Genomic DNA, 26,113 nt, shown 5'->3' on the forward strand with positions numbered 1-26,113 from the left:
CGACCACGCCTCTTTGCATTTCAAAAGCCGCGATACGTCAATTATTATGGCCGAATATCAGGTTCGGATACCTCGACTCGAATATTGGGGTCGTCGTCGGCTTTCGCCCATTTATTAAAAGGAAAACCGCGAAAATGGTTTCTTTCGCTAGTGTCATTCTCGCATTTCAGCAGTTCTTCGGGAATGTTTTTGGACTCGACTCGTCCGTATTGGATATCCCGGAAGAGTGATACAAAGGTTCGCAGATCCCGGACCGTGACGGCGTCCGGCATGAGGGCAAACGCGGCGAGTACTTTTTCACTGATCCATCGCACGTCCGGGAATATCGCGCATAGCAATGATACGCCTTGGTAAACTTTCTCAACGCTTTTTCGGTCCGAAGAGTCAGACGTGGAATCCAGATCAAGGACACCGAGGGTTAGCCTCGAGACGAAATCACTACCCTTGGATGCTTTGCTATTGTTCGAAGGGTCAGTTGTGGAGGGATCCTCGGTTCCCGAGAAAAGCCAAATGCAAGGATCAATATGGAAAGCCTTTCCTCCTCGCACATAGATACCGTCCTCAATGGGGCCCAGGAAAGCATTGTATACGTTGTCATTATCCAGCCGGGCGTTGATTTCGTCGACGAACACGAGAATCGCCTGTTCGCGATTTTGTGCTTGTGTCGTCACGATGGTGTCGAAGCAATCCAGAATGTCGCAACGCGAGGTCATTTGTGTGATGTTAAAGGGCAGCAAACGTAGATCCATTGATTTGGCGAGGCTCCGCACGAGGTGGGTTTTACCGGTACCGGGGCCGGCGACAAGCGTTCCGCAAATATGACGGCGTTCGCCGGAGTGCCTAAATTCCTCGATGGCGCCGATCAATCGACAAATGATTTTTTGTCTTTCGGTTACGCAGCAAACGTAGTCGTCGATTTCGGTCATTCCTCTCCATAGCTGGAATTTACGAATCACCCGGTGGTCGGGTAGTTCGACTTCAATGTACCCCTTCTCGCTAAGGGCATCCTCCCAATGCCCCGTTTCATCCTCCCAACCGAAATCGCGGAAAGCGAATCGGCCGCTTGCATGTCTCTGAGTTGTTGCCGCACCGGAATCCGTTGTTTGTTTCTTCTCAAAGGAGATTGGTCGCCAACTTTCAGGGTTGCGAACCCGTTCGCCCTCGTGCTTGACGAAATCACGTGTATCGCTCAGCGCTTTTTCCACGATCAATTTTAGGTCGGCCGGTTTCACTTCGTTGCGAAGGTTTTCGACGACAAGAAAAGGCAATAATACGCTGGCCATCCCCATATTAACTTTGATTGACCTAACGGATGCTTCAGGCTGGACATAGCAGTTGATTCGCGTGCCGTCGTGGTTCTTGGCTTTTGGCGTTGGAGCATAGGCCAGAAGACTAAAACCACGAGGCAGCACGACTATTTTCAAATTCTTATGTTCATCACCGACAACGTTTCGTATTTCATCGATCAGATTAATTGCACGTTCCGTGGGGCAACCTCTCTGTGTAAGCCACCGGCTAAGGAGTCCGGTGCGTACCGCTTGCTCGGCCGCCACCTGTGGGATGAGCAGTAGCTGCAGGGCTTCGGGGTTCAGGTTTCTTAATTCGGCGAACCATGGTGGATTCCAGGCTTTGGTTGAAATGAACCATTGCGCCTTGCTGTGTTTCTCGACCAGGAACCTGATTAACCCCGACGAAACTACGCCGCGCAGAAGATCTTTTACGACCACAACATCGACCTCGCCATCATCCGGTAAACGTTCGGCATTGGATTCGAGGTTTTCTAAAAGATGGCCCTCACTAGGGCCTATCCATTCGGCAGGAGAGGGGAGTTCCCAATCGATACGATAGTACGGATGAGCATATTTGCCTTCCGTTGTGTGATAGACGCGGATAATTCGCGTCGTACAAACCTCTGCTTGGCGCTTTTTCTCAAGGATGGATTGAAGATTATAAAGCTGCACGTTAGGTAAATTCTTGTCGTTTAGTTTCGGATCACATAATGTAAAATGATTACGACCCTGGAGATTCTCCGGTTCGAACATGGCCCTTAGCAGCCCAGTGTCGTTCTTGTGCCAGATGCCGATTCCGTGAATCGTATATTGCGGATCTTCTTGTTTACCAACTTGATACAAAAGAGACGCCGTACGTCCCGCCCCGCAGAAGGATTGGACGGTACTTTCGGGTTTGTGAAGGGCTCGGTAATGCGCCGATCCGGTTCGACTGGCGGTCGAGGAGCGATGGGTTCCGGTGACCCAATGCTCGTCAATAAACCAATCGCCGACGACGAGGATATTCTTGACGGCGTTTTGGTTGTCCGAACTTTCTGTTTCATCTGTTTTTTCGTGTCCGTTCATCGCGATCCCCCCAAAAGGCGCCGCTGAATCGAATCGGCGCCGGACATGCATAACGACCACTCAAAACAAGAAATTGAGTAGCGTAAACATAATTATATCACTAAAGAGCAAAACGAATAGATATTAAAACTGAAAAATTTCAAATCGCGCGTGTACTTACCCCGGTTCTTCTTTTCCTCCGGCGTTTGCGCTTGCGGAAAGTCTGGTTACGATAGGCGTGAAGTGGAGGGCGTATGGGTCATATTCATATCATTCGTGATTTCTATTCACACCCGGAGGGCATCACGCGGACCGTGCGCGTGTTTACGCCCACCGCGTACGACCAACAGAACGACGCGCGTTATCCCGTGCTTTATATGTTCGACGGGCAAAACGTCTTCAACCATCCGGAGTCGGCCCTCTACCATACGTGGTGTGCCAACACCGCCATGGAAGACCTGGCCGGCCGCGGCGTGATCCGGCCGTGGATCATCGTGGCCGTCGACCACTCCCCGAATCGCCTGGAGGAATACTCGCTTTGGCCGGACACCGCGAAAGACACCGACGGGCGGGGCGCGCCGTTCATCGAGTTTTTGATGGACGACCTCAAACCCTTCATCGACCGAGTCTACCGGACGGAAACCGCGCCGTGGTGGACCGCCGTGATGGGCGCAAGCATGGGCGGCTTGATGAGTTTGACGTTGGGCAAAATCCGGCCTGACGTATTCGGCCGCATCGGCGCCGTGTCGCCCACCGTGTTGTGGGCCGACGAGGAAATCTTTCGCTTGTGGGACGAGCCCACCGGTCACTGGTTGAGACTCTACGTGGACACCGGCGACTTGGAGAAGTTCTGGTTCTATGACGTGTTCCTCGACTATGTCGAAACGACGCGACGTTTTTACGAACACCTCAAGGGCATTGGCGTTGCCGACCACGAGTTGCGCTACGTGGTCGCGCCGGGACATTTCCATAACGAGGAAGCCTGGCAGGCGCGGCTTCCCGACATCATGGCGTGGCTGCTCGCCGACCCGGTCGGTTTGTACGAAGAGGAGCCCCTTGAGCTGGAACCGCCTCTATCCACCTGATCGATTCGTTGAGTTGCGACTTTTTCGACGCACGGTTGTCACCGCCTCGGCTCAAAAAAAGAAGCACCCGGGACGCCCATTGCCTTAGCGCGCGAGAAGAAATATCTTGCGACGATTATGAGAACTGGAGGAGCAGGGAAGGTGAGCACAGCAACCGTCGACCCCATTGCCGCGACCCACGCGAACTTTCAAGAGCTGTACATCGAGGCCGAGGACGGCGTCGAACTTCGCGTTTTTCATTGGGAACCGAAAGAACCTGCGTCCGACGATCCCTTCGTGTTCGTGGCCGGGTGGGTCTCGATAGTGGCGGGTTGGGCTGATTTTCTGCGCGCGATGAGCAAGAAACGCCCCGTGTTCTACGTGGAAACCCGCGAAAAGACCTCGGCTCTGATTCGCCAACGCCGATTGCGCTCGACGGATTTCGATATGCACCGCTTGGCGCGCGATTTGATGAACATTTGTGCGCGGCTCCCGGTGGAAACGGCGCGCACGGTCATCGCCGGCAGTTCCTTCGGCGCGACGGCTATTCTTGAAGCCCTCAAACACGGCGCGTTGAAAGTGCGGGGGGCGTTTTTGATTGGTCCGAACAGCGAATTCAAAGCGCCGCCGGTGTTGGGGAAGGTCGTCTACCTGCCGGCGTTTTTGTACCACGGTTTCAAGTACATTCTTTTGTGGTACCTGCGGACTTTTCGGGTGGACGTCAAAAAGGAGCCCGAGCAGATGGCGCGCTACGATCAGACGCTCCGAACGGCAAACCCGCGCCGCCTGCAACTCTCGGCGATCTCAGCGTTGAAGTACTCGGTTTGGAAGGACCTTGAGACCATCGAGGTCCCGGTCGGCATGGCGTATGCGTCCAGCGACAAACTGCACGGCGTGGCGAATATCGAGCGCATGGTTGAGGCCATTCCGCAAGCCAGTGAGTTCTCCTGCGAATCCAATATCTACATGCATAGCGCGGGCTTGATGAATGACGTGGAAGCGTTCATCGATTCCCTGTCCGGCGACTGAGGTCGGCACAACGTTACGAAACGTTAACCGAGCGGAAAAAACGTAGCGTTCCCCAAACCATCCAAATCTATACAACATCTCAATATTGGGGCATTTTTTCATATGGCACGAACTTCGCAATCCATATTACTGAAAATTAAGAACCTTTGCGTCAAACGCAGGTGGAGAAACCGATGGTCATCGACGGTTCGGCCATCAGCGCCAATCCGGCGCTGCGCGCAATGCAATCGCGAACAGCGATCGCCCGTTACAAAGCGCAGATCTATTTGCGCGAGGATACCGTCGAACAGACCGATTCGGTCGACTTGAGTGAAGAAGCCCGACTGCGTTTCGCCGCGACAAGCAACCAAAGCGAACTGGGAGACAACGAGGCAGCAGACTCGACGTGACCCTTTTCTAGCCCGGGCGTGCCGACAATGCCGACACGCCTCCCCCGCCGCATCACCGCTTTTGTGGTGCGGCGTTTTTTTCTTGGGAGTGAATCAATACACGGTGTCGCCGCGGGCGACGAGCTGCTCCACGATCCAGGGGTACGTGAGTTCCAAACCTTCGCGGAGGGAAATCGTCGGTTCCCAGCCCATCACTTCCCGCAGGCGGGTGTTGTCGCTGTTACGCCCGCGCACGCCCTGGGGCTTGGAGAGGTCATGTGTTGTGTGGATTGTCTTGCCCGCGATGTCGGCGATCATGTCGATCATGCCGTTGATGGTCACCAACTCTTCGCGCCCTAGATTCAGCGGTTCTGTGTAGTCGCTATGAATCAGGCGGTCGACGCCCTGCAGGCAGTCGTCGATGTACATGAACGAGCGTGTTTGTTCGCCGTCGCCCCACACGTCGATGGTGCCCCCATCGGGGGTGAGAGCGATTTTGCGCGCCAGAGCCGCGGGCGCTTTCTCTTTGCCGCCGTCGTAGGTGCCCAGCGGGCCGAATACGTTGTGGAAACGCACGATACGTGTTTGCAGGTCGAAGTCGTTGCGATAGTACTCGCAGAGTTTTTCGGTATAGAGCTTTTCCAGCCCGTAGCCGGGTTCAGGATCGGCGGGCCACGCGGTGTCTTCACGCAGGGCGACAACCTCGGCGTCGTTTTGCAGGTGTTGCGGGTAGACGCAGGCGGAGGACGAGAACAGGTAGCGTTTGATGTCATTTACGTGCGCGGCTTCGAGCATGTAGACGTTGATCAGCGTATTGTTGCGCGAAATGTCGGCGTGGCTGCCGGTGATGTAACCGATACCGCCCATGTCGGCGGCGAGGTTGACCACCTCATCCACGCCGCGGGTGGCGATCAGGCAAGCCGCCAGTTGGCGCAGATCGAGCAACTTGAATTCATCAGCGTCGGATTCGCCGAATTCCGGCTTTTTGATGTCGACGCCGCGCACCCAGTAACCCTTTTTCTTAAGGTATGAAACCAAGTTGTGGCCGATAAAACCGCCCGCTCCCGTAACCAATACCTTCGTGGTCATGTCTCACCTCATGAAGTCTTCAGGGATGGACTTAGAATAATCCCCTTGGGCGCAAGAGAAAAGCCTCGATTACGAAGTTCAGGATTTCTTCGGTTGATACCAGGTTGAAATCATCTTCCACACGGCGTCGTGCGAGATGGGTTTGCTGACGTAGCCGTCCATGCCGGCCGCCAGGCATTTCTCTTCGGCGCCCTCAAGCGCGTGAGCGGTCATTGCGACAATCGGCGTGTGACGGTTGGTTTCGCGGTCGCGTCGACGTATTTCGGCGGTGGCTTCGAAGCCGTCCATCACGGGCATGCGGGCGTCCATGAAAACGATGTCGTAACGGTCTTTTTCCAAGGCCTCGACCGCTTCCTGACCATTTTCGACGACGGTGACATCGCAGCCGTAGATTTCGAGAATTTTTCTGGCGACGATCTGATTGACCGGATCGTCTTCGGCCAACAGTACCCGCGCCGGCAGGGTTTTCTCGCTGTCATCCGGGGTAACAGGTTCCTCGCGCGGGACCTTTTCTTCGGCGGCAAACGGCAGGGGAAGCTCGAAGGAGAAGACAGATCCCACGCCGTATTCGCTTTCCGCTTGTAGGGTGCCGCCCATCAATTCGAGCAACTGTTTGCTGATGGAAAGGCCGAGCCCCGTGCCGCTGTAGTTGAAAGCGGATTTTTCTTCGACGCGAACGAATTTCTCGAAGATATCGCTTAGGTGTCTTTTCGCGATACCGATTCCGGTATCGGCGACTGCAACGCGAAACATTCCCTGCGTGTCGTTTTGCCGCTCGCAATCGACCGTGATGGTTACTTCGCCTTCGTGCGTGAATTTGACCGCGTTGCCGACTAAATTCATGAGAACCTGCCGCAGGCGGCCGGCATCGCCGACGACCCATCGAGGCAGATCCGGGGGGTATTCGACGGTCAATTCGAGGCCTTTTTCCTTCGCCTCGGAGAGCAACAGTTGCACTACGTCGTCCACGGTCGTGAAAAGGTCGAACTCGGAGAACTCAAGCATCAACTTGCCGGCCGAAATCCGGGAGAAATCGAGAATGTCATTAATGACCTTGAGCAACGACTCGCCGGACACGTCGGCCAAGCGCGCGAATTCGGCTTGCGTCTCGGTCAGTGACGTTCCCATCAACAGACGGATCATGCCGAGCACCCCGTTAAGCGGTGTGCGAATCTCGTGACTCATGTTGGCCAAAAAGTCCGCTTTGGCGTGGGCGGCCTTTTCAGCGGCTTCCTTTGCGGTCCGCAATTCATCTTCGCCCTGCTTACGGCCGGTGATGTCGCGCATCACGGCCAGAAGGCGGTCGACTCCGTCGATATTGCAGCGCCGCAAGCTGGTTTCGACCCAACGTTGCTCGCCGTCTCCACGCCGGGCGAGCCACTGAAAGAGTTGCGGTTCTCCGGCGGCGGCACGGTGGAATGCGGCTTCGATTTCCTCGGAGCCGTACGGAGCATTGCTTTTGCTCAGCGCGCCGAAACGCATGTCGCGAGCTTCGGCATTAGTGTACCCGAATTGCTCGGCCATCTTCTCATTGGCGTCGACAATGACGCCGGTTTCGATATCAAGCACAACGATGACATCGTAAGCCGAGTCGAAAATCGATTTGTATGTCACGGCGGATTGCTCGACGACCTTTCGCCGTTCGGTCTCCATTTGCCGCGCGCGCTTACGGTTGATCACCGCCAACGAACCGAACACGAACGGTAGAATCACGCCCGCAATGACCAACAAGACCGCCCACGAGGGATACCACTTGGTGGTATCGCGTAGGTGGAGTAGTCGCCAGGCGCCGCTTTCGTCATTGAGCATAAGGGGGACTTCGGCGGCGGCATGTCGTCGGCCGTCGAGACGTGTGAAGGGAAAGTGTAGGTTGAAGGGCAGGGGGCGCGGCTTCCGGTCGAGGAACGCCGCGCCGAATTGTCCGTGCGATTTAATGATTTCCGCGGTGAGTGAATCGAGTGGATAAGCCGCTCCAAAAAGCCATTCTTGACGGTTACTCGAAAAAACAATGCCGTCTGGGGAGATCAACGAGACCGGCTCCTCGAATTGCTTGAGGAAGCTGTCGAGATCATACAAACCCATTTTGGACACGACGACGCCGATGATCTCTTCCTGATCGTTGGAGGCTCGATCATTCCGATAGACCGGGGAGGAATAATATAGGCCCCGGAGATGCGTGGTCACGCCGAAGCCGGGGTAGACAACATCCTTTCCGTTGAGCGCTTCCCGGAAATAGGGCCGAAAGGAATAATTGTTGCCGGATAGGGTTTGGTCGTCGTCGTAGGGCGTGCAGGAAACGACCGTGCCGGCGGCGTTCATTACATAGACGATGGAAAGGCTGTAGTGATTGCGAATCCCGATCAGCGAGCTAAGGAGATGGGGGTCATCAACCGGCAATTGACCGAGCGCGGCCGCTTTGATGCGTAAGTTGCCCAAGCCCAAGGCGCGCGTGGCGCCGCGGATCTCGTTGAACACGGTGTGGCGATCGATTGCGTTGGCCACCAACTTCGTGTCGGTTTCAAATTTGGCTTCGTGGTGAGAAGTTAAACCGGCGTACAAAACCGTCAGCGCCGCAGCCACCGCCGCGAGCCCTAGGGAGACCGCCGTCACGACGAACCGATACCAAGTCCGTCGCAACAGTCGCACCGCTTTCGATCTTCCTGGATAGGCGACCATACCGATTCAGTTCCTACGTTCTTATTGTCTTTATACGCATAAGGCTACGGACTCGGCAAGCACCTCGCCGGTATAATCGGGAGCAAGGCGCGGAGAACTTTTTCGAAGGCCGTCGATTGGTGTATGATCCCGTCAATCATTTCATTAACCAGGAGCATCTCATGGCCGACGAGTCTTGCCGCGTGTATTGTTCCGGTCCGCTGTTCAACGATGCCGAGCGCCGGGAAATGCAGCAGATCGCCGACGCCCTGGAAGAGGCTGGTTTCGAAACGTTTCTGCCGCATCGCGATGGGTTTGAATTCTCTCCGCTGCTGCCGATGCTGATGGGGCGCGGTTTGGATAACGCTCGGGCGCACGCATGTTGGGATCAGGCCATTTTCGCGCTGGACGCTTACCAGGTTTTGCAGGGTTGCGACGCCGTCGTGGTGAATCTCAACGGCCGGGTTCCCGACGAGGGTGCGGTGGCCGAGGCGGCGATGGCCTGGGCGCGCGGCAGGCCGGTTGTGGCGTTCAAAGATGATCTTCGCTCGCTGGTTTCCGGCAAGGACAACGCGATGGTCGTGGGTTTGGCCGATTTCAAGGTGTATAGCGGATTGCGTAACGTGGTGGCACAACTCCAGACGATTCGGGAGAGCGGCGAGAAGGGGCCACACTACGACGACGAGCCGGCGGCCGTATCGCTCGGTCGGCGCCTGTGGGAAGCCAAGTGCGGCGACGAGGGCTGGGACGGCGTGGCCGATATCTTGGTCGAGCACTTCGCTAATTGCGACTGAGAAGAAACTTTTCAAGCAGTTGGAAGCCGGGTATAAAAGTCCAAGAAGAAGGCACCCTGGAAAGGAACCACGCCATGAAACAGTTTTGGATACTGAGTTTGCTCTGCTTGATCGCACTTGGCGCGACTCTCATTTTAACCGCCGGTTGCGACGACGACGATGACGACGACAGCGGCAACGCAGCGACGCCTTGCGAAACCTTCTGTAAGCGGGTTTCCGGCTGCGGCCTTGCCGGGCAGATCGACGTGTCGGATATGAATGAATGCCTGCAATACTGCGCCACGGCCGACAAAGAACTGGTCGGCTGTGTTGTCGAAGCCGAAAATTGCGAAGCAGTCGACGTTTGCTACGAAGAAGAACCGGTCGGTGATGACGACGATGACGATGACAACGACGACGACACGTCGCCTCCGCCGTTTGTTTTTAGTTGTGAAGACCTGGGCCTGCCGGTGCGCGAGTTTCTTGACGCCGAACCCGATAGTTCGCTTTATGCGTCGGCGGCGGATTTCACCGTCGAGACGCTGGATGGCGAATGGAGTTTCGCGGAGAACTTTACCGGCTGCGAATCCTATTTGATTATTCAGGACAAACCGGCGCAAAACCTCGGCTGGTCGGTGGGCATCTGGGAGCGCGACGCGGAAGCCTTTTTGAGCATGCTTCCGGACAACGCGCAGGTGCTTTTTGTCTCCACTTCCTTCGATGAAAGCTACCGCCGTCAGTCGTTGAAGGATTTGCGCGAACAGATCGACGCTTATATCGAGGATCTGCCGCCGGAAGAGCAAGCCAAATGGCCGCGGCGCATTCACTACGTCACCGACGCCGCTCGGGAGATGCCGCATTGGTTGGGTGAAATCTTCACGAGTCCGCGGTGGGGCGCGGGTATCGACCGCCTCCAGCGTATTCGTTACATCGGCAGTTACGCCGATTACACGCGGTACGACGCCTCGCACGGGTGGTTCGCGCCGAACCTGAAAATGGCCGCGAACGAACCCGTCTACTACAACTTTGAAGCCGAGCGCGAAACCTATCTGGAGAGCGTCGATGCGACGGTGATACCGCTCTTCACCGGCGAGGTCCTTTCCGATCCCGGTTGGGCGGGACTGCGCGGTGCGGCGACGGTTACGCTGCCGGACGAGACGGCCATGGCGGCTTTCGACACGTTGGAACTGGACCTTTATCTTGGTTGCGACGGCGAGGGCGAGTACCAAACCTGCCCCGACTGGGATTACCTCGTCGAGCTTTACTTGTGCGACGTGGACGAAACAGAGCGTTGCTCGATCGAAATCGGCCGGTGGATCACGACCTACCACCGCGAAGGTCGCTGGGTACACGACATCAGCGGCGTCCTGCCGTTGCTTAGCGCCGGGGGAGAGTTCCGCTTCGAGTTCTACACGCAGCAGCCCTATGAGGTCGAGTTGAATCTGCGGCTTTCGAGCCAGGCGAGGGCGGAGAGACCCGTCGAGTCCCATTTCTTGTTTTCGGGCGGCGCGTTCGGTCCGGACTACAACAGCAATTTCGAACCGGTCGTGCTCGACGTGGACGGCGATGTGACGCGGGTCGAACTCGCTACGGTCATTACGGGACACGGCGGCGCGGAACCCGGCAACTGCGCGGAGTTCTGCAACACGACACATCACTTCTCGATCAACGGCGATGAGGTCGTCCGCGAGTTTCCGGAAGCCGGTAACAGTCGCGACTGCATGGACAAAGTCGTGGAGGGGACAGTGCCCAACCAGTACGGCACGTGGTGGTACGGCCGTAGCGGTTGGTGCCCGGGCAAGGAAGTGCCGATGGTGCGCACGGATATCACCGAGTTCGTCGATCTGGGCGCGGAGAACACCATCGAATACTGGGGGCTCTACCTAGGCGACGCGTATCCGTCTTCGGGCGCGAGCATCTCCTTGAAATCGTGGGTGGTGTTGTACAAGTAAAGACCGCGCGGTTGAATCGCGCAGCGGCTCGTCTCAGGGTACTTCGGTATACCAGCGATCACCGCGTTCGTGCCGGACGTTGAACACGTAGTCGTCGCTTTGCGCGAGGATCCACAAAAACGTCAGCCCCGGCGTATCAAGCAGGTTCTTGTCGACGGTGAGCAGTTGGTTGATGTTGGTCGCGTATCCTTCGTGTAACTCTCGATACGCCCCCTGGCACGTCCGGAAGTTCTTCGCCATGCTTTCTGCGGTGCTGTTGTAGGCCAGGGTACGTTGGCCCACGTAATTGGGAATGGCGATGGTCGTGAGAATGCTGATAATCGAGATCACGATCAGTAGTTCCACCAAGCTGAATCCGGCGTTCCGTTTCATGGTCACCTCACCCGACGTACAGGACGATCCTGTTAGTTATTATGACATAGAATTCCCAACCAACTCCTCGTGAGTGGCGGACAATTTTTGTCAAAACGCGCAAATTTGACAAAAATTGTCATTTAATTCGCTGGGCCAACCGACTTATTGGCACCTCGTTACTCGTTTTTCGCCATCCGGAAAACTCAACTCGCAGATCGACTTCACCTGGCTCAACCCGCAGGTGCCGATACAAAGCGAGGAAACGAATATCGTCTTTATTCATATAGATGGGAATCACTTCACCGATCACCGGTTCTTTGGAATCGGCTACAAACAGGCGTGCTTTAACGCCATCGAAACAGCTGTACTTCATCAGGGGGCCCGCTACGGGGACTTCGAGAAAAACGCGGACGGTGCCGTGTCCGTCGGTGTCGGCTTTGACCAGAGTGATGTGGGTGGGGGTGGCGTCGTAGATCAGTTCAATGCGTCCGGTACAGACCATGTAAACAAATAGAATAAAAGAAGAAATTAGAAGGGTAATGAGGACGACCCGGATCTTGCTGCGAGTACTTTTCGCGTGTTCCACCTCTTCGACAATGTTTTCCAGCAGTTCATTGTCGACGGCGTGTATCTTCTCTAAAGCGCGGGTACGTCGGCTCGTTGGCACGCCGGACTCCTGCGTCGGGTTATTTGAATGTAGTTATCTGGTTGCAGATTACACCACATTACTAATCTGCAATTCATGTGCCAGTGAATTGCCGCTGTGACATCCTTCGAAAACTCCGCTTCTTGACTCTTTTCCGGCCTGTCCGTAGGCTGGGCGCGATAAGCTTTTTTTCTATCTCTACTTGGAAGGCGCGCGATGCGGTTTCGAGAACTGGGACGGTCGGGAATCGAGGCATCGGTCGTCGGCTTAGGCGCGTGGGCCATCGGCGGTTGGATGTGGGGCGGCACCGAGGAAAAAGACGGTATCGCAGCGATTCAGGCCGCCATCGACGCCGGCATTTCATTGATCGACACCGCGCCGGCCTACGGCTACGGTCGCTCGGAGGAAATCGTCGGCAAGGCAATCCGCCAGCGGCGTGATCGCGTCGTGTTGGCCACCAAGTGCGGCCTGGTGTGGGAGGGAACCAGCGGCGAGTTCTTTTTCTACGGCAACCAACGCGGCCAGGCCGACGAATCCGATCCCGATGCGCGGCGTATATATCGTTATTTGCATCCGGACTCGGTGCGGCGCGAAGTGGAACAGAGCTTGCGTCGCTTGGGCACCGATTACATCGACCTGATGCAAACCCATTGGCCGGATGCGACGACACCGATCCAAGACACGATGGCCGAACTGCTGAAGCTGAAGGACGAAGGTAAGATCCGCGCGATCGGCGCCAGCAACGTGGAACCCTCGCATTTGCGCGAGTATCTTGCCGCCGGGCAACTCGACAACATCCAAGAAAACTTCAGCATGATCGACCGGCAGATTGAGCGGGACCTGCTGCCGATGGCTCGTGAGAACGGGCTGGCCGTATTGGCGTATTCGCCCATGGTGCTGGGGCTGTTGACCGGCAAGATCGGCCCAGACCGCCGCTTCGAAGAAGGGGATTTGCGCCTTGGAGACCCGCGTTTCAGCGCCGAAGGATTGCAGCGCATGCAGGGCTTGCTCGCCGGGTTCCAGCCGATTGCGGAGAACCACGACGCGACCATCGGTCAGCTTGTTATCGCGTGGACGGCGGCGCAACCCGGCTTGACTCATGTGTTGTGCGGTGCCCGGCGTCCGGACCAAGCGGCGGAGAACGCGGCGGCAGGCGATTTGCTGCTCAGCGAAGACGAACTGGTGCGGATCGATGCGGCTCTCGCTGAATACCTTGCTGTAGAGACGGCGTAGACCGAACGCGGAGTTTCTTTTAGATGAAAACCAACCCGGCCGGACTCATCATGTTGCTGGCGTTGCTGGTCGGCGCGGCCTTTACGTCAGTGGCTCCGGCCGAGGACGACACCACACCGACACCGACTCCGCAGGTCGTGCGCGCCAAAGTCGTCACCGACCATTTGAAAAAAGACCCGCCCATCGATCGGTCTGCGGGGCGCGTGAAGATGGAAGGCGAGCGGCAGGCGCCGCAGTGGGTGCAGATTCCCATCCACCAACCGCATTGGCGCGACCGGATGACGCAGTTGGGTATCGCCAAGAACGCGCCGCGACGGATGGTTGTCAGCAAGCGGCGGCACTTGCTGCAGCTTGTCGCCGGCGACCAGGTGGTCGGCGAGTATCCGGTTGGATTTGGGCGAAACTACCTCAACGATAAGCTTGAACAGGGCGACAAAACCTCGCCGGAGGGCGTGTTTCGCGTCGTCCACAAGCATCCGTCGAAAAAGACGCACCGCTCGCTTTGCCTTGACTATCCGAACGCGCAAACCCACCGGAAGAGAGCGCGGGCGCGGCAATTGGGCGTGAAGTTCACGCGCGAGGCCGGTAGCGACATTTGCATTCACGGACACGGCGTGTGGGGCGGCGAGACGTTCTACGAAAAGGGCGGCGTGTACTACGTGAAAAACTGGACACGAGGCTGCCTGACAATCAATGACGATCTCATGGAAGAGGTGTACGCCTTCGGGCACACGGGCATGCGGGTCGAGATTTCCTGGTAACGCGAGTCTTCAAGAATCAGTGTTACGGCAGCAAGAATTCCGCCGTTTTTTTCCACGAGGCAAAAGCGTTCGCATCCCATACCTTCGGGTATCGGCGCCAGTGGAACTCCACGAGCGGGATCTTGCTCATCGAGGGGGCCGCTTTTAGCGCCAGGCCCGGGTTCTGCAGAATGCCGCGCATGCGGTCGGGCATCGTGCCCAGCGAGACACGAAAGGGCTTGGCCTCAAAGCACCGGTAAACGTCTTCTCCCTGTACCACGCCGGACTTAAACAGAGGCTCGATTTCGGATATCGGGTCCAAGGATTGCAGGAAGCGGCGGTTGACGTCGTAGGACGCCAGCACCGCGCCGCGATTTTGCTGGTAGGAGGCGGCCCACGACCACAGCGTTGCCGTCGTCGCCTTACCGCCATTCGCCAGGACTTTTCCCAGGTGCGACCCGAGGCCGTGGCCGGCCAGAAGCGAAGAAGTGACACCGCTGGCCTGCATGGGGATCACCATACCGGCGGCTTCACCGATGACGGCGAAACCATCGCAAACCAACCGCAGCCCCGCGCGACGAATGCGGATCGGGCCGCCGCCGCGATAAATCTCGCGCCCCACGAAATCAAAACGTTCCTTGAGTTCGTCCAAAGCCTGAGCGGGATTGGGCGGGTAGTTTTCTTCCTGGATCCCCGCGAGCAGAAACAGGCTCTTGAAGCGCAGCGAAACCGTATGGCTGAGCGTGCTGAACGCCCCGTGGTTGGAAATCACATGGCTGATGACTTCCGGTGCCACCTCGCCGCGCTCGGCAGCGCGGGCGGCTTTCTCCACGTCGATGTCGTACAAACGAGACTCGGCGATGATGCGGTCCTCGGGCCGGTCGGTAAAATCGATGCCGCACGATTCAGGCAGACGGCGGGCGAGCGCTGCGGCGTTTCCGGTGGCGTCGACGACAACGGAGCCGCGAAAGGTTTTCTCGCTGCCGCGACGGCTTTCAGCAACCACGCCGATGACCCGGCTGTTTTCGACCAAGGGGTGGCGAACGCGCCAACCGAATCGCACATCGGTTCCCTCGTCCTTGGCCTGGCGAACCAGGCGTCGCACGGTTTCGCGGAGGCGGACGATGTGCATCTCGTGTTTCGGATTGGAGAACGCCTCCCAGCCGGAGCAGGAGAAGGCTCTGACGCCCTGCGGCACGTAGGCGATTTCTTTGCCCGCGGGGTCCGGCACGCCGCACTGCGAAAAAGCGTCTTTCTCGACCTCCAACACGTAGGTGTGGCCATATGCGGATTCTGCTTCCGCTTCGATCAGCAGTACCGAAAGGCCTTGATGGGCAGAGGTAATTGCGCACATGGCGCCGGCCGGACCGGCACCCACCACAATCACGTCATAGGTTTTTTGCGTCATGCGTGGGGCTCCGTATGCAGATAGTGCGCGAAAGGCTAACGGCTTTTCCGTTTTTTGTAAATCAAGGAAGGGGGGAAGGTCGGGTCCTGAAAAAGGCCGATGCCACAACCCGCTTAACAGGGGAAAGCGAATTGCGGCATCGTTCAACTTTTCTCTTTATTCATTTTTATATTTCGGTTTTCTAAGCGACATTGGATCCATGGTTTGCGTCGGCAACGGTTTCACTCACCTGGACCGGAAGTTTGAGCACCTACCGTCACGCCAGCTAACCCAACCACTTGTGTGCCGCGTAACCGCCTGTCCCACCATGTCCGGTTATCACCGAACCACCATCCGGAATAAAAATAGCCATCGTGTCAGCACATGGCAAGGAAAAAAGTAGTTATTGCAACATAAAATAGCTCAGTATTGGGCGGTTCGTCCGGCGAAGTATTGAAACCCCCGGCAAAGGCGATAGCACGTGTGATTTGTCGAAGGGCATACGCGTCCCTTCATGACGAGCGAGTAGCGGTGTGCCGACCGCCGGAAGCGAAGGCGTTTTTCAGGTTCGTTGTTCCGGTGGTATAATCACGCGTTCTCCGACAATGCATTGGCCGGCGGTACGCCTCGTCGCCGAGAAGGAAAGTGGATAATGACACCATGGAAATGGCTGCTGGCGGAACTGCTGATTGTCGCCTGGGTAATGGGTGCTTCCTATTTCGGGCGTGTCTATGAAGTAACGCGTGCGCAAAATCCCAAGTCCCGGATAAACATCGGCCTGAACTTTTGGCAAGGTTTGATTGTTTTGCTGCCGGCCTCGGTGCTGATCGACGTCGTTTCCTGGTCGGTGTCGTTGGGCTTCGTGTTCATGGCGCTGTTTCGCGGCGCGCACATGGTGGCGTGGGGCGCGCAACTGTTGCATGCGGCGCCGCAGAATTTGCCTTCCTTTTTGGTACGGGGGCGCGGCAAGCCGTTGCTGGTAGGCGGGTTAGCGATGTTGCTACCGGTTGTGGCGCTTTTCGTGTACCTCGTGGTCGTGTATTTGGTGCCGATTCTGCGAGTCGCGCCGAAGTAATTCAGAAGCGTCGCGGCCGTTTCCCAATCCCGCCACATCCCTGATTCATGCTGCTTAGCGATTCGTCAGCGCTTGACCGCCGCGCGCAATCGCTGCCGGGCGCCGACCGACAAACCATAGTCATTGATCTCGCGCAACAGGACCTCGCGCTTTCCGTCGCCGCTGACGTAGCCGTTGAGACGGGCGACCGCGGTGGAGTCGACAAAGGCGCCGAAGTTGGGAAACATTGCCCGCAATTCAGCCATCAACGCCGCGTCTTTCTGCAGGTTGTATTTCTGGTGGTAGTCCTCGGCGCGATAGAAACGATCGAGTGGTTCAATGACCGTGTAAAGCTTTTTGCCCGACTTGCTTTGCCAACGTTCGCGGCTTTCCAATGTGGCCTGTTTTTGCGCGTCATTCTCGTACAGCACAATCGACCTATACTGGCGCGACCACGGACGTTGCGTCGGTGAATGATTCCGCCAGAACACATCCAGCAATTCGGCATACGTGATCCGTCGGGGGTCGAAGTCCACCTGGATCGTCTCGGTGTGATTCCCCAAACTATGGTAGGTGGGGTTCGCTTTCGTGCCGCCCGCATAACCGACCCGCGTGCGGATCACACCGGGCAGCGTTCCAAAGACTCCGTCGGGACACCAGAAGCAGCCCAGTCCGAACGTCGCCGTTTCGATCCGGCCGGGCGACTTTTTATCGATAAGCGGCGCCGAAGTGTCGTTTCCGGTGAAGTTGCTCATTGCGTTTTGCACTGGATGCGCTCCCGTGATGGTTCCGGTCCACGGATCGGCCGCGGAAAGTGTCGTAACGGCTACGAAGACCGCTAACGCGATAGTGATCACAACCACCGCCTGATATGCACGTGGCATTTTCTACCTCCAGCAAATTGGTCGCCACACGCGGCGCAGTCTTACAACAAGGCGTGGATTTCGAAGCGCCGTGGGGAGCGGTCACTTTCCCGGCGTTGCCGGCATCGTTCCGCAGTTGCGCGGCGGCGCTGCTCCGCGACGTGTACGAGGGCCGATGAGGTAGCTCAACTCGCCGGTTGGTTCAGCAATTTTTCGATATCGTCGGTCAGTTCGCTTGGTTCGGTTCGCGGGCTGAAGCGTTGCACCGGGTTGCCGTTGCGGTCGACGAGAAACTTCGTGAAGTTCCACTTGATGCCTTCGGAACCCAGTAAGCCCGGTTGCGCATTTTTCAAGAAAACGTACAGCGGGTGGGTGTTTTTGCCGTTGACGTCGATTTTGCCGAACATGGGGAAGGTGACGCCGTAATTCAGTTTGCAGAATTTCTTGATCTCGGCGGCCGATCCCGGCTCCTGGTTTCGGAATTGGTTGCAGGGAAATCCGAGCACCGCGAATCCGCGGTCTTTGTAGGTCTCGTACAGCTTCTCCAAGCCCTCGTATTGCGGCGTGAACCCGCATTTGCTGGCGGTGTTGACGATCAGTAAAACCTTGCCCTTGTACTCGGCAAGCGAGGCGTCGTTTCCGTCGAGGGTCTGGGCGTGGAAGTCATAAACCGTTTTCGTCATCTCGGCGTCACCTTCCGCTAAAGCGATTGGTTGTTGCCAATACGTCCGAATCAGCAGAAAGCCGAACGCTACGGCAAACAGGACAATGTAACGGAGGACGCGGGCTTTTCCGAAAATCATGCGGTAACCTCATCATTTTCCAGTTTGTTTTTTCATGTCGATTCACAGGAAAGATAACCCACGGTTGCCGATCGGCAAGACGCACGGGGCAATTAATTACCGGCGGCGAAGGGGTGTTACCCGTGGCGGCGGCCGGATACAATATCTTGTTTTTTAAAGAGGGGTGGCTCATGAAGACCAAGGCGCACAATCTGTTTTTCCTGTTTTTGTTGATTGTCGTGGTGGCTTTCGCATTCGGTTGCGGCGACGACGATGACGACGACGACGACAACGACGACGATTCTGCGGTCACTGATGATGACGACGACGACGATAACGACGACGACAACGACGACGATGATGACGACAACGACGATGATGACGATGACAACGACGACGACAACGACGACACGTACCCGCCGCCCGAGATAAATCCAGACGCCAAGGCCGATGCGTTTCGACTTCTTTATCGCGAACGCAGCGAGCGTGCGGCGCTGGCGCTCAACCGCTTCGGCTTGGCTGGCGACGCCGTGTTCGCCAATGCTTTCGACACGGTGTACTACGCGAAAACCGGCGACGAGTACGAGGTGGTGCCGGGTCCCGACAACAACAGCCCCATCGGCATGACCGCGTTTTCGACGTGGAAGCTATACCAGGCCATCGGCGGGCGTTTCTTGGAGCTATCGCTGATCCGTATGTTCGAGGGCTTGGCATTCAACGAGGCCGTTTCGGGCCATCCGGGCTTGACCTGCCGCGAGGCGCTGCCGGCGTGGAAGCGCGTCATGAACGGCGTGGACGGAACCATCGACCGCACGCGCCTGGGCGAGGCGATCACGCCGCCGGTTACCTACCCGTCGGACCTGGAGCAGGAAATACTCGACACGTTCTACGAGGACGTTGTGTTCACGTACCGGGAAAACCCCGAGGAATATTACTTCAACCACAAGGCGATTCAGTCCCTGGCCAGCTTTGCCGTGTCATGGTCGCAACACCAATTGCCGAACTACCTGCGCCTGAGTGAGTGCTGTTCGTCGTGGAAGCGCGTGCCGGAAGGGTATCAGTGGGAAGGAGCCTATTGGGGCAACCATAATTCGCGAGACAACTTCACCGATTACGCGATGGGGTATCTCGCGGCGTTCGAAGCGCTGCAAACTCGTGACTTGCCCGCGGACGTGCGGCAGGCCGCGCAACGAGCCGCCGACGCCGGTAACCGCACGGGTGATGCGATTGCCGAGGCGGGCATGATTCAAATGACCGTCGACGAATTCACGGACTACGAAACCCTCACGCCGGCTGGACACAATCGCCCCGACGGCCACTGGGAAATCGAATGGCAGGATTTGGGCAGCCTCGGTTCCTGCACGATGGTGTACATGGCGCAGGCCGTCAGCAGCGAGGGGCTGCAGCACCCGGTGCCCGCCTTGCCCATGCCGGGCGATTTCGTCTCGCAGGGCATCCAGCACATCTTCGATTTGCTGGGCTGGCCGCTGACCGCGCCGGTGCCCAACTGCACGAGCATCGACGACGCCTATTTGGGCGCGACGTGGGGCGACTTGTTGGGCTTCGAGGTACTGGGGGTGCCGTGGTACGACGTGGCGCACTTCTTGGGGCTCCTCTACCCCGATTTGTGGTTCGGTTTGCTGGGCAGCACGGTGGACGATTTCGAAGAAATGGTGCTGGGCGCCGTGGCGCTTTGTGAGTACGCGCGTTATGCGAATGACGACCCGCTGTACCGCGAGGCGCGCCAGACGCTGCAGAACTTGATGGATATCACGTACATTCTCGTCGACCTGGTGTACGGAATCAAAGACGACGCCGTCGCCTGGGAAAAAGCGCACGCCGAATTGGGAGAGGAGGCGGACGCCATTCTCTCCAATGTGGGCAACCTGCGGTATATGGCGGCGCTGTACGGCCGCATGTACGACTTGGATACGCCGCTGGCGGATTTCGCCGGATTCGACTTGGGTGATGAGCGAATCGCCCTCCTCGAAGAACATCTCACCATGCCGGATACCGAAGAACGGCCGCTGATGACCGATCAGCAGATTTACGACTCGATCCTGCATCCCGACTACGGCTTCCTTTGGAGCCGCAACACCTGGATTCAGGATCGCTATCTCGACGTGTGGGGCGATATGGTGCCGGTGCGGCGCGCGGGCGACGGGTACGAGTGTATCGGCACCGACGGCGAGTGGCAGGCGACTGAAAACGACCACCACCGGCGTTTTTCGGAAATCATGTTGTGGCATGAGGCGTATCTGTGCACGACCGATCCGCACACGCTGGACTGCGCGTGGGCGAAGCTGGGTTGCGGCGTCGTGGATCTGGACGGCAGCGGTCTTGTCGACGACGCCGACAGTTCGCTGTTCAATCACGCCTGGTCGCTCCACGGCCAGGGAGCCGCCTGCGATGAGCAGAATGATTGGTGCGACGGCGCCGATTTGGATCGCAGCGGGGAGCTCGACGCCGAAGACCAGAGCTTTTTACTTGCGGCCAAAGGGTGTCGCGTCGAGTGAACCAGCCGCCACGCGGCAAAATATCGAGGGCCGATTCATCCGTGGGAAAAACGGATTCGGCAGAACCTCTAGACAAAGCCAACCCTCAAACCGCATAACCGGCTTGCAAAAAGTCCAATATCGACACTTTCGAGGTGTTAAGTCTTGCCTTACCGCCAAAGAGCAGGGAGAATTGCGGTTGACGATTGAAAACAAAGATGGTGGGAGGTGTGTGATGATGAAGTGATTGGCTTTGTTGGCTTTTCTTGTGTTGATGGTGGTTTTCGTTATCACAGTTGCCGGCTGCGACTGCGGCGACGACGATGATGACGACGACGCTAATGCAAGCGATGACGACAGCGGTGATGATGATAGCGGCGACGATGATAGCGGCGACGATGACACGGCAGGCGACGATGACACAACCGCCGATGACGATACGACGGGGGACGACGATGACGATGATGATGACACGCCGATTTCGTACCCGACGGCCAATTGTATTCCTCCGGTTGATTATGACGGCGATGGCGAGAATGAAATTTTCATGAGTATGTACACCTCCACTTCCGAGAGGCAAACGCACTACATGTTGCTGGATCCAAGCACCTGGACTCAGGAAACGATCCTTTCCTACGTCGGCGATGGTCTATACCCGGACGTTTCGATGGCTGATTTCGACAACAACGGAATTTGGGATGTGGTCGTCTCGCTGAGAACCATCTCCCCCAAAGCACTACCCGTCGGCAGCTATGAGATTTACATGAATGGTGAGTTTTCTGAGCCCGCGCAGGAGTTTGGTCCATTTGAAGACTGCGACGCGCGTGCCATGCCCCTCGACATCGACAACGACGGCTTTCCGGAATTGTTGATCAACATTGCAGGCGGCGGATGCAAAGGCGGCAAGTCCGGGGAAGTGTATCGCGTATTGGATCCCGCCAACGAGTGGGCAATGGCCGTCGAGATTAGCGGTGGAGCGACAGAATTCCTTTCGTTTCTGCACAACGCCGAGGGCACGTCCGTTTTCCCGACGGCGGCCAGCGTGACCGCTTCGGACGTTCACGAGTTGGTGGTGCGGGTTGAATATGAGGACGGAGGCAGCACCTACGAGCAATTTCGTGTCTATGACACGCAAACCGGCGCGCGGAATGCAGTATCCGACCCGATCAATGTTGGTATCCCCGGTTATTCAAGTTTTCGTCTTGGCGACCTCGACGGCGACGGCACCCACGAAATATTTATGTTCCGCACCTATACCGACCCGATTACCTTGATCAAGACTTCCCAGGTAATCATTCTGGGAGGGGCGGATCTCGACGAGGTGTTCTCGACGACGGAAGTGACGGATCTTTACACTAGCGCCGGTCCCGTCGCGGATTTCAATCTGGACGGAGTGAACGACATCATCTCGACCTTGAGTTCGCCTTCGACCGGAACGGCGTATACCGGCTACACCGGCGTCGGTGGATACGCGGAGCTTTTCGATTTCTCGTCCCCGGTCGGTCACAGCAGCGGCGTGGCGTACTACTTTGGACGCAACGACGCAGTAATCGGCTATGATTTCACCGGCGACGATAACCCGGATCTCGCGTTGTACGACAGTTATCCGGGAGGCAGCGGCCGCGTCGGCGAGCTTAGCTTCTTTGATATCGATTCGAACACGCTTGGCGCGGCGGTGCGGACGATTGACCTGGGCGCGTCGGGAAACATGCGGGTATCGCTGACCGATTTCGCCAACGACGGCGCGCTCGATTTAGCGCTTCTGTCCACGTACACGACTTGGACCGGTTCGGAATGGGAATACGACCTCACCATGCAAGTGTTTCAGGGCGAAGCCCTCACGGAAATTTTCAACCATGACGCCGGCTCCCATAGCACACAGTATATCGAAACGAATTTCGACCTGACTGGAGATTGGGCGCCCGATTTGATCTTGTTCGACTGGGACTACACTTCGCCGGTTCACAACACGGCACATGTTTTTGACTGCGACGCGACGGGCTGCAGCGAAGTGGGGATCATCGCGGGCTCTGGGTTTACCGTCATGTTCTATGGGCCGTTTTTATAGGCCGGAGGAGCAGCCGCCGGGGAGGAAGGTAAGAGCTGATGCGGTTTGGGGCGCTGTTCCCGATCATATTGGGTTTGGTTTTTCTATGCCTCGCCGTTGCTTGCAGCGGCGACGACGATGACGATGACGACGACACCGGCTTGCCCGGTGATGACGACGACGACGACAATGACGATAACGACGACGATAATGACGACAACGACGACGACGATAACAACAACGATAACGACGACAATGACGACGACGATTTCAGCCCGCCGCCCTCGGTACCTATCCTGAATGTGCTCGCCGAAGACGCCGTGACCTATATGGGGCCGCCGGTTGTTTTCAACTCTTCCTGCGGCGACCTGTGGCCGACGGCATGGGCCGACGACGGCAACCTCTACGCCGCTAATGGCGACGGCTTCGGCTTCGGTTGGGTTTGGGCGGATATGAAGGTCAGCCGCTTATGGGGCGAACCGCCGGACATGGAAGGGGAACAGATCGAGCAGGCTTGGGGGCAACACCTGGGCCGCTTGTGGCCGCCGCAGGGCTGGAAGGTCTCGCATAAGCCGACGGGCATCACCTGCGTCGATGGTCGACTGTATCTGTTTTATCAGAACTTGAAGAACTTCCTTTCCGACAACGAATTTGGCGATGCGCCGGCCGCTTCGATCTCGTGGTCCGACGATTACGGGCGCACGTGGGACTGGGACGATACGGCCCCGATGTTCCACGACCACGTTTTCACCACGGGGATGTTCCTCGACTACGGCCGCTGCAACCAATACGCCATGGATGAGTACGTTTATGTGTACGGACTCGACTACAACTGGCGCTACTCGGAAGGGTATCGCTCGACGAAGATGTACCTGGCGCGCGTGCTCGCCGACCGCATCCCCGAACGCGACCAATGGGAGTTCTTCACCGGCCTGGACGGCGGGCAGCCGACGTGGTCCTACGACATCGAGCAGAAGGCACCGGTGCTGCAGGATGAAACCGAGTATGCCGGTTTGACCGGCGTGTCCCAGGGCTCGATCGTCTACATTCCGGCGTTGAACCGATATTTGTATTCGACGTGGTCGGATTCGGCCTGGATTTTCCACGAGGCCGAGTTCCCGTGGGGGCCGTGGACTCGCTGCGGCATCAAGCCTTGGCACGAACAGCCCGGATCGGAAGATTGGATGGGGGGCTACGCCACGGTCATTCCGTCACGCTATTTGGATGCCGACGGGCGCGGCGGTTGGCTGGTGTCCTCGCTTCTGGACCTCTACGAAAACCGCTACTACCGCTACGGCATGCGGCGTTTTGAGATCGAAATCGAGTAAAGTGATATACATCTGATTGTTTAATAAGCGTAAATTATATATCCGCTAGCTCCACGAAACATCCACGAATACCGTGTGCGTGTCGTCATTGACGATCACGTAGCCACCGTTGCCGTTTCCGTCGGCGTGAAACAATCGGAAATGCGTGCCGAATTCCTCGGGCGCCCAAAGCGGTCCGCCGTAGTCCAAATGCGACGGAAACGGATCGGGCGGTTTTTCTTCCAGTCCCGGCGAGGATGCCAGCCAGCGGTCAATATCCTCCGGGTCCGCGATGAACCGCAGAAACACCGGGTGTGTAAACATGCTGCCGACAACGGTTCCGTCCAAAGCGCGGGCCGAGGGTGGTAGCGACGCGAGGCCACCGAAGTCTTGCGCCATCACGATTGCCGCATCGAGGTTGGTCCAGAGATCGGCGTTGCCGATCCCGCCCGCGACCATGGCGGATAAAAACACGGCCAGTGCGCCGGCGATGAAGATTGCCAAGGTCGCCAACGTCGGGATCCAGCGTCTTTTGATGCGGGCGTTGAGATTTGCTACGGCGACCGAGGCCAGACAGAAAATAACCACGGCGAAGAATCCGAGGAGTATTAGGAGGGTCAAGAGTGTCGGATGATTCCAGGCTAAGACGAGGCCCAGCACGAGCAATCCGGCGGCGATCGAGATAATCCACACCGGTCGTTCCGTAAGGCTTTGGCGAAACGAGGCCCAGAGAGACGTGGTTGTTTCGTCGGGGCGCGCGGTGAAAAACATCGCCACAGCGGCTAACGCGAACGCGCCGATCCAAACCCACGGAAATTGGTTAAGCGCGCCCGGCACCGTTTCCCAGCTACCCATTTGAGCGTAGGCCGCGAGGAAGAAAACGAACCCAGCGCCAAGCGAGGCCAAGGCGCAGCGTAGCGAACTCAGGCTTTTCTTATTCCGTTCGGCTATCACCGCGACAAGGGCTACGATGATTGGCGCGTACAATACGCAAAACGGCAAGGCGCAGACAACCTGCAATTTCACGTGCCAGCTAAGCCGCGGGGTTACAATGCCGTCGCCGAGCAACGGACGAAGAAGGAAAAGCGCAAGCATGTGCGCGGCGAAAATCGCCACACCCACCAGCGGTCCACCGACAAATACCAAGCGCATGGCGCGGCTGCTTGGGGGACTCACGGTATTCGCGGAGGCGCCGTGTTCTTCGTGATCGGTCATAACGACTTAGACACTCTGTTTCTATCGTTGTTGCGTTTTTCGACGAATTTTAGTTTAGCACGCCGGGGCCGGAGCGGCGCTCGCGCGAGCGGCGGCTAATTACGGCTGGTGTAGAGTTTCCAGAGGCGCGTGGCTTCGGCCGTAAAGGCGTCGAAATCGCCCGAAACGACCTTCGCGCGCGGGATCACGTACGCTTGAAACGAGCCCACGAAAAGAAAGGCATGCGTCGAAGTAACGTCGAATCGATGGACCAAACTCCATTTGGTTTTTCCGCTCGAATGGGGGCTTTCGATCGTAAAGTAGTCGCCGGCCAAGGTGAGAGTTACCGGTTGGCCGAACATCGGGTTTTCCGCTTTGCGAAACAAAAAGCGATTCAGAAGGGGGGACAAAAACCGTGTTAGTAGCCAAAGCAACACGGCCCAGATCGCAATCCCGAACACGCCCACGACCATATAGGCCCAAAATGGTGCCTGGGATTCTTCGCCGGGCCAGGCGGCCGAAAACACGACCGCGGCGCCAATCAGCAGCACAGCGCGACGCGCCCAACGATATCGAGACGACGAGACGGCGATTCGTCTGGACAGCGCGGACACATCGCTCACATCGAACGAGTACGTAATATTCATGGGCGCTCCTTTATTTCGAGGGGGTACGCCGTCGGTCAGTCCGTTCGCTCACATGTCATACTCGAAATTCGGCGAGTTTGCAGCTACAATCATTAGGTTGG

Annotated in this window: 22 protein-coding genes; 12 read left to right on the forward strand and 10 right to left on the reverse strand. The window is 57.3% G+C overall.

The window, feature by feature from the left end; translation table 11 throughout:
- Positions 1–44: 44 nt before the first annotated feature.
- Positions 45–2,354, reverse strand: a complete 2,310-nt coding sequence (locus P9L99_07465) for an ATP-binding protein (GenBank protein MDP8223179.1) — start codon at positions 2,352–2,354, stop codon at positions 45–47.
- Between the two features lie 233 nt (positions 2,355–2,587).
- Here P9L99_07465 and P9L99_07470 point away from each other — a divergent pair, with 233 nt between their 5' ends.
- The 3 genes from P9L99_07470 to P9L99_07480 all read left to right on the forward strand — a co-directional run bounded on the left by P9L99_07470 (position 2,588) and on the right by P9L99_07480 (position 4,815).
- Entirely contained in the window at positions 2,588–3,418 is an 831-nt protein-coding gene (locus tag P9L99_07470; protein ID MDP8223180.1) for an alpha/beta hydrolase-fold protein, read from the forward strand.
- Between the two features lie 141 nt (positions 3,419–3,559).
- Entirely contained in the window at positions 3,560–4,426 is an 867-nt protein-coding gene (locus tag P9L99_07475; GenBank protein ID MDP8223181.1) for an alpha/beta hydrolase, read from the forward strand.
- 173 nt (positions 4,427–4,599) lie between these two features.
- Positions 4,600–4,815, forward strand: coding sequence for a hypothetical protein (locus tag P9L99_07480; GenBank protein ID MDP8223182.1), 216 nt, complete (start codon positions 4,600–4,602; stop codon positions 4,813–4,815).
- Between the two features lie 93 nt (positions 4,816–4,908).
- On the opposite strand, the gene P9L99_07485 is transcribed toward P9L99_07480, so the two are convergent.
- Positions 4,909–5,883: an NAD-dependent epimerase/dehydratase family protein gene (locus P9L99_07485; protein ID MDP8223183.1), complete on the reverse strand. Its 975-nt coding sequence runs from the start codon at positions 5,881–5,883 to the stop codon at positions 4,909–4,911.
- 78 nt (positions 5,884–5,961) lie between these two features.
- On the reverse strand, positions 5,962–8,529 hold the full coding sequence (locus P9L99_07490; protein ID MDP8223184.1) for an ATP-binding protein: 2,568 nt from the start codon (positions 8,527–8,529) through the stop codon (positions 5,962–5,964).
- A gap of 191 nt (positions 8,530–8,720) precedes the next feature.
- Between P9L99_07490 and P9L99_07495 the strand changes: the two genes are divergently transcribed.
- Positions 8,721–9,332 (forward strand): nucleoside 2-deoxyribosyltransferase, encoded by a 612-nt coding sequence (locus P9L99_07495; GenBank protein ID MDP8223185.1) that lies wholly within the window; start codon positions 8,721–8,723, stop codon positions 9,330–9,332.
- A gap of 74 nt (positions 9,333–9,406) precedes the next feature.
- Positions 9,407–11,263 carry a peptide-N-glycosidase F-related protein gene (locus P9L99_07500; GenBank protein ID MDP8223186.1) on the forward strand — a complete coding sequence of 619 codons (1,857 nt, stop codon included), beginning with the start codon at positions 9,407–9,409 and terminating at the stop codon, positions 11,261–11,263.
- A 33-nt stretch (positions 11,264–11,296) separates the two neighbouring features.
- On the opposite strand, the gene P9L99_07505 is transcribed toward P9L99_07500, so the two are convergent.
- On the reverse strand, positions 11,297–11,635 hold the full coding sequence (locus P9L99_07505; GenBank protein ID MDP8223187.1) for a prepilin-type N-terminal cleavage/methylation domain-containing protein: 339 nt from the start codon (positions 11,633–11,635) through the stop codon (positions 11,297–11,299).
- A 118-nt stretch (positions 11,636–11,753) separates the two neighbouring features.
- Complete coding sequence (locus tag P9L99_07510; protein ID MDP8223188.1) at positions 11,754–12,284, reverse strand: hypothetical protein; 531 nt, start codon at positions 12,282–12,284, stop codon at positions 11,754–11,756.
- 195 nt (positions 12,285–12,479) lie between these two features.
- On the opposite strand from P9L99_07510, the gene P9L99_07515 reads away from it, so the two are divergent.
- Positions 12,480–13,496: an aldo/keto reductase gene (locus tag P9L99_07515; GenBank protein MDP8223189.1), complete on the forward strand. Its 1,017-nt coding sequence runs from the start codon at positions 12,480–12,482 to the stop codon at positions 13,494–13,496.
- 23 nt (positions 13,497–13,519) lie between these two features.
- Positions 13,520–14,257, forward strand: a complete 738-nt coding sequence (locus P9L99_07520; GenBank protein ID MDP8223190.1) for a L,D-transpeptidase — start codon at positions 13,520–13,522, stop codon at positions 14,255–14,257.
- A gap of 22 nt (positions 14,258–14,279) precedes the next feature.
- Here P9L99_07520 and P9L99_07525 read toward each other — a convergent pair whose 3' ends face one another.
- Positions 14,280–15,644 carry an NAD(P)/FAD-dependent oxidoreductase gene (locus P9L99_07525; protein ID MDP8223191.1) on the reverse strand — a complete coding sequence of 455 codons (1,365 nt, stop codon included), beginning with the start codon at positions 15,642–15,644 and terminating at the stop codon, positions 14,280–14,282.
- A 631-nt stretch (positions 15,645–16,275) separates the two neighbouring features.
- Between P9L99_07525 and P9L99_07530 the strand changes: the two genes are divergently transcribed.
- Positions 16,276–16,698, forward strand: a complete 423-nt coding sequence (locus tag P9L99_07530) for a hypothetical protein (GenBank protein MDP8223192.1) — start codon at positions 16,276–16,278, stop codon at positions 16,696–16,698.
- 65 nt (positions 16,699–16,763) lie between these two features.
- Here the strand turns inward: P9L99_07530 and msrA are convergent, their stop codons facing one another.
- Positions 16,764–17,561 carry a peptide-methionine (S)-S-oxide reductase MsrA gene (gene msrA, locus P9L99_07535; GenBank protein MDP8223193.1) on the reverse strand — a complete coding sequence of 266 codons (798 nt, stop codon included), beginning with the start codon at positions 17,559–17,561 and terminating at the stop codon, positions 16,764–16,766.
- Between msrA and P9L99_07540 the strand changes: the two genes are divergently transcribed.
- Positions 17,555–17,719, forward strand: coding sequence for a hypothetical protein (locus P9L99_07540; GenBank protein ID MDP8223194.1), 165 nt, complete (start codon positions 17,555–17,557; stop codon positions 17,717–17,719). The genes msrA and P9L99_07540 overlap by 7 nt on opposite strands.
- A 6-nt stretch (positions 17,720–17,725) precedes the next feature.
- Here P9L99_07540 and P9L99_07545 read toward each other — a convergent pair whose 3' ends face one another.
- The gene (locus tag P9L99_07545) at positions 17,726–18,343 is read right to left on the reverse strand and encodes a glutathione peroxidase (GenBank protein MDP8223195.1); all 618 of its coding nucleotides are present in this window, start codon (positions 18,341–18,343) and stop codon (positions 17,726–17,728) included.
- A gap of 170 nt (positions 18,344–18,513) precedes the next feature.
- Here P9L99_07545 and P9L99_07550 point away from each other — a divergent pair, with 170 nt between their 5' ends.
- The 3 genes from P9L99_07550 to P9L99_07560 all read left to right on the forward strand — a co-directional run bounded on the left by P9L99_07550 (position 18,514) and on the right by P9L99_07560 (position 24,192).
- Complete coding sequence (locus tag P9L99_07550; GenBank protein ID MDP8223196.1) at positions 18,514–20,838, forward strand: hypothetical protein; 2,325 nt, start codon at positions 18,514–18,516, stop codon at positions 20,836–20,838.
- A gap of 226 nt (positions 20,839–21,064) precedes the next feature.
- The gene (locus P9L99_07555; protein MDP8223197.1) at positions 21,065–22,885 is read left to right on the forward strand and encodes a hypothetical protein; all 1,821 of its coding nucleotides are present in this window, start codon (positions 21,065–21,067) and stop codon (positions 22,883–22,885) included.
- 38 nt (positions 22,886–22,923) lie between these two features.
- The gene (locus P9L99_07560; GenBank protein MDP8223198.1) at positions 22,924–24,192 is read left to right on the forward strand and encodes a DUF4185 domain-containing protein; all 1,269 of its coding nucleotides are present in this window, start codon (positions 22,924–22,926) and stop codon (positions 24,190–24,192) included.
- Between the two features lie 45 nt (positions 24,193–24,237).
- Here P9L99_07560 and P9L99_07565 read toward each other — a convergent pair whose 3' ends face one another.
- Together P9L99_07565 and P9L99_07570 are read right to left on the reverse strand one after the other, a co-directional pair.
- Positions 24,238–25,323 (reverse strand): hypothetical protein, encoded by a 1,086-nt coding sequence (locus P9L99_07565; GenBank protein MDP8223199.1) that lies wholly within the window; start codon positions 25,321–25,323, stop codon positions 24,238–24,240.
- 158 nt (positions 25,324–25,481) lie between these two features.
- On the reverse strand, positions 25,482–26,012 hold the full coding sequence (locus tag P9L99_07570; protein MDP8223200.1) for a YcxB family protein: 531 nt from the start codon (positions 26,010–26,012) through the stop codon (positions 25,482–25,484).
- Between the last annotated feature and the right edge of the window lie 101 nt (positions 26,013–26,113).

Source organism: Candidatus Lernaella stagnicola (assembly GCA_030765525.1).
In the GTDB taxonomy this organism is placed as follows: Bacteria; Lernaellota; Lernaellaia; order Lernaellales; family Lernaellaceae; genus Lernaella; species Lernaella stagnicola.

Coding starts and splice junctions, on each gene's coding strand:
- P9L99_07530 (MDP8223192.1), top strand. CDS start 16,276: ATGACACCATGGAAATGGCTGCTGGCGGAACTGCTGATTGTCGCCTGG.
- P9L99_07495 (MDP8223185.1), top strand. CDS start 8,721: ATGGCCGACGAGTCTTGCCGCGTGTATTGTTCCGGTCCGCTGTTCAAC.
- P9L99_07525 (MDP8223191.1), bottom strand. CDS start 15,644: ATGACGCAAAAAACCTATGACGTGATTGTGGTGGGTGCCGGTCCGGCC.
- P9L99_07565 (MDP8223199.1), bottom strand. CDS start 25,323: ATGCGCTTGGTATTTGTCGGTGGACCGCTGGTGGGTGTGGCGATTTTC.
- P9L99_07570 (MDP8223200.1), bottom strand. CDS start 26,012: ATGAATATTACGTACTCGTTCGATGTGAGCGATGTGTCCGCGCTGTCC.
- msrA (MDP8223193.1), bottom strand. CDS start 17,561: ATGCCACGTGCATATCAGGCGGTGGTTGTGATCACTATCGCGTTAGCG.
- P9L99_07485 (MDP8223183.1), bottom strand. CDS start 5,883: ATGACCACGAAGGTATTGGTTACGGGAGCGGGCGGTTTTATCGGCCAC.
- P9L99_07545 (MDP8223195.1), bottom strand. CDS start 18,343: ATGATTTTCGGAAAAGCCCGCGTCCTCCGTTACATTGTCCTGTTTGCC.
- P9L99_07480 (MDP8223182.1), top strand. CDS start 4,600: ATGGTCATCGACGGTTCGGCCATCAGCGCCAATCCGGCGCTGCGCGCA.
- P9L99_07560 (MDP8223198.1), top strand. CDS start 22,924: ATGCGGTTTGGGGCGCTGTTCCCGATCATATTGGGTTTGGTTTTTCTA.
- P9L99_07500 (MDP8223186.1), top strand. CDS start 9,407: ATGAAACAGTTTTGGATACTGAGTTTGCTCTGCTTGATCGCACTTGGC.
- P9L99_07465 (MDP8223179.1), bottom strand. CDS start 2,354: ATGAACGGACACGAAAAAACAGATGAAACAGAAAGTTCGGACAACCAA.
- P9L99_07550 (MDP8223196.1), top strand. CDS start 18,514: ATGAAGACCAAGGCGCACAATCTGTTTTTCCTGTTTTTGTTGATTGTC.
- P9L99_07470 (MDP8223180.1), top strand. CDS start 2,588: ATGGGTCATATTCATATCATTCGTGATTTCTATTCACACCCGGAGGGC.
- P9L99_07520 (MDP8223190.1), top strand. CDS start 13,520: ATGAAAACCAACCCGGCCGGACTCATCATGTTGCTGGCGTTGCTGGTC.
- P9L99_07505 (MDP8223187.1), bottom strand. CDS start 11,635: ATGAAACGGAACGCCGGATTCAGCTTGGTGGAACTACTGATCGTGATC.
- P9L99_07515 (MDP8223189.1), top strand. CDS start 12,480: ATGCGGTTTCGAGAACTGGGACGGTCGGGAATCGAGGCATCGGTCGTC.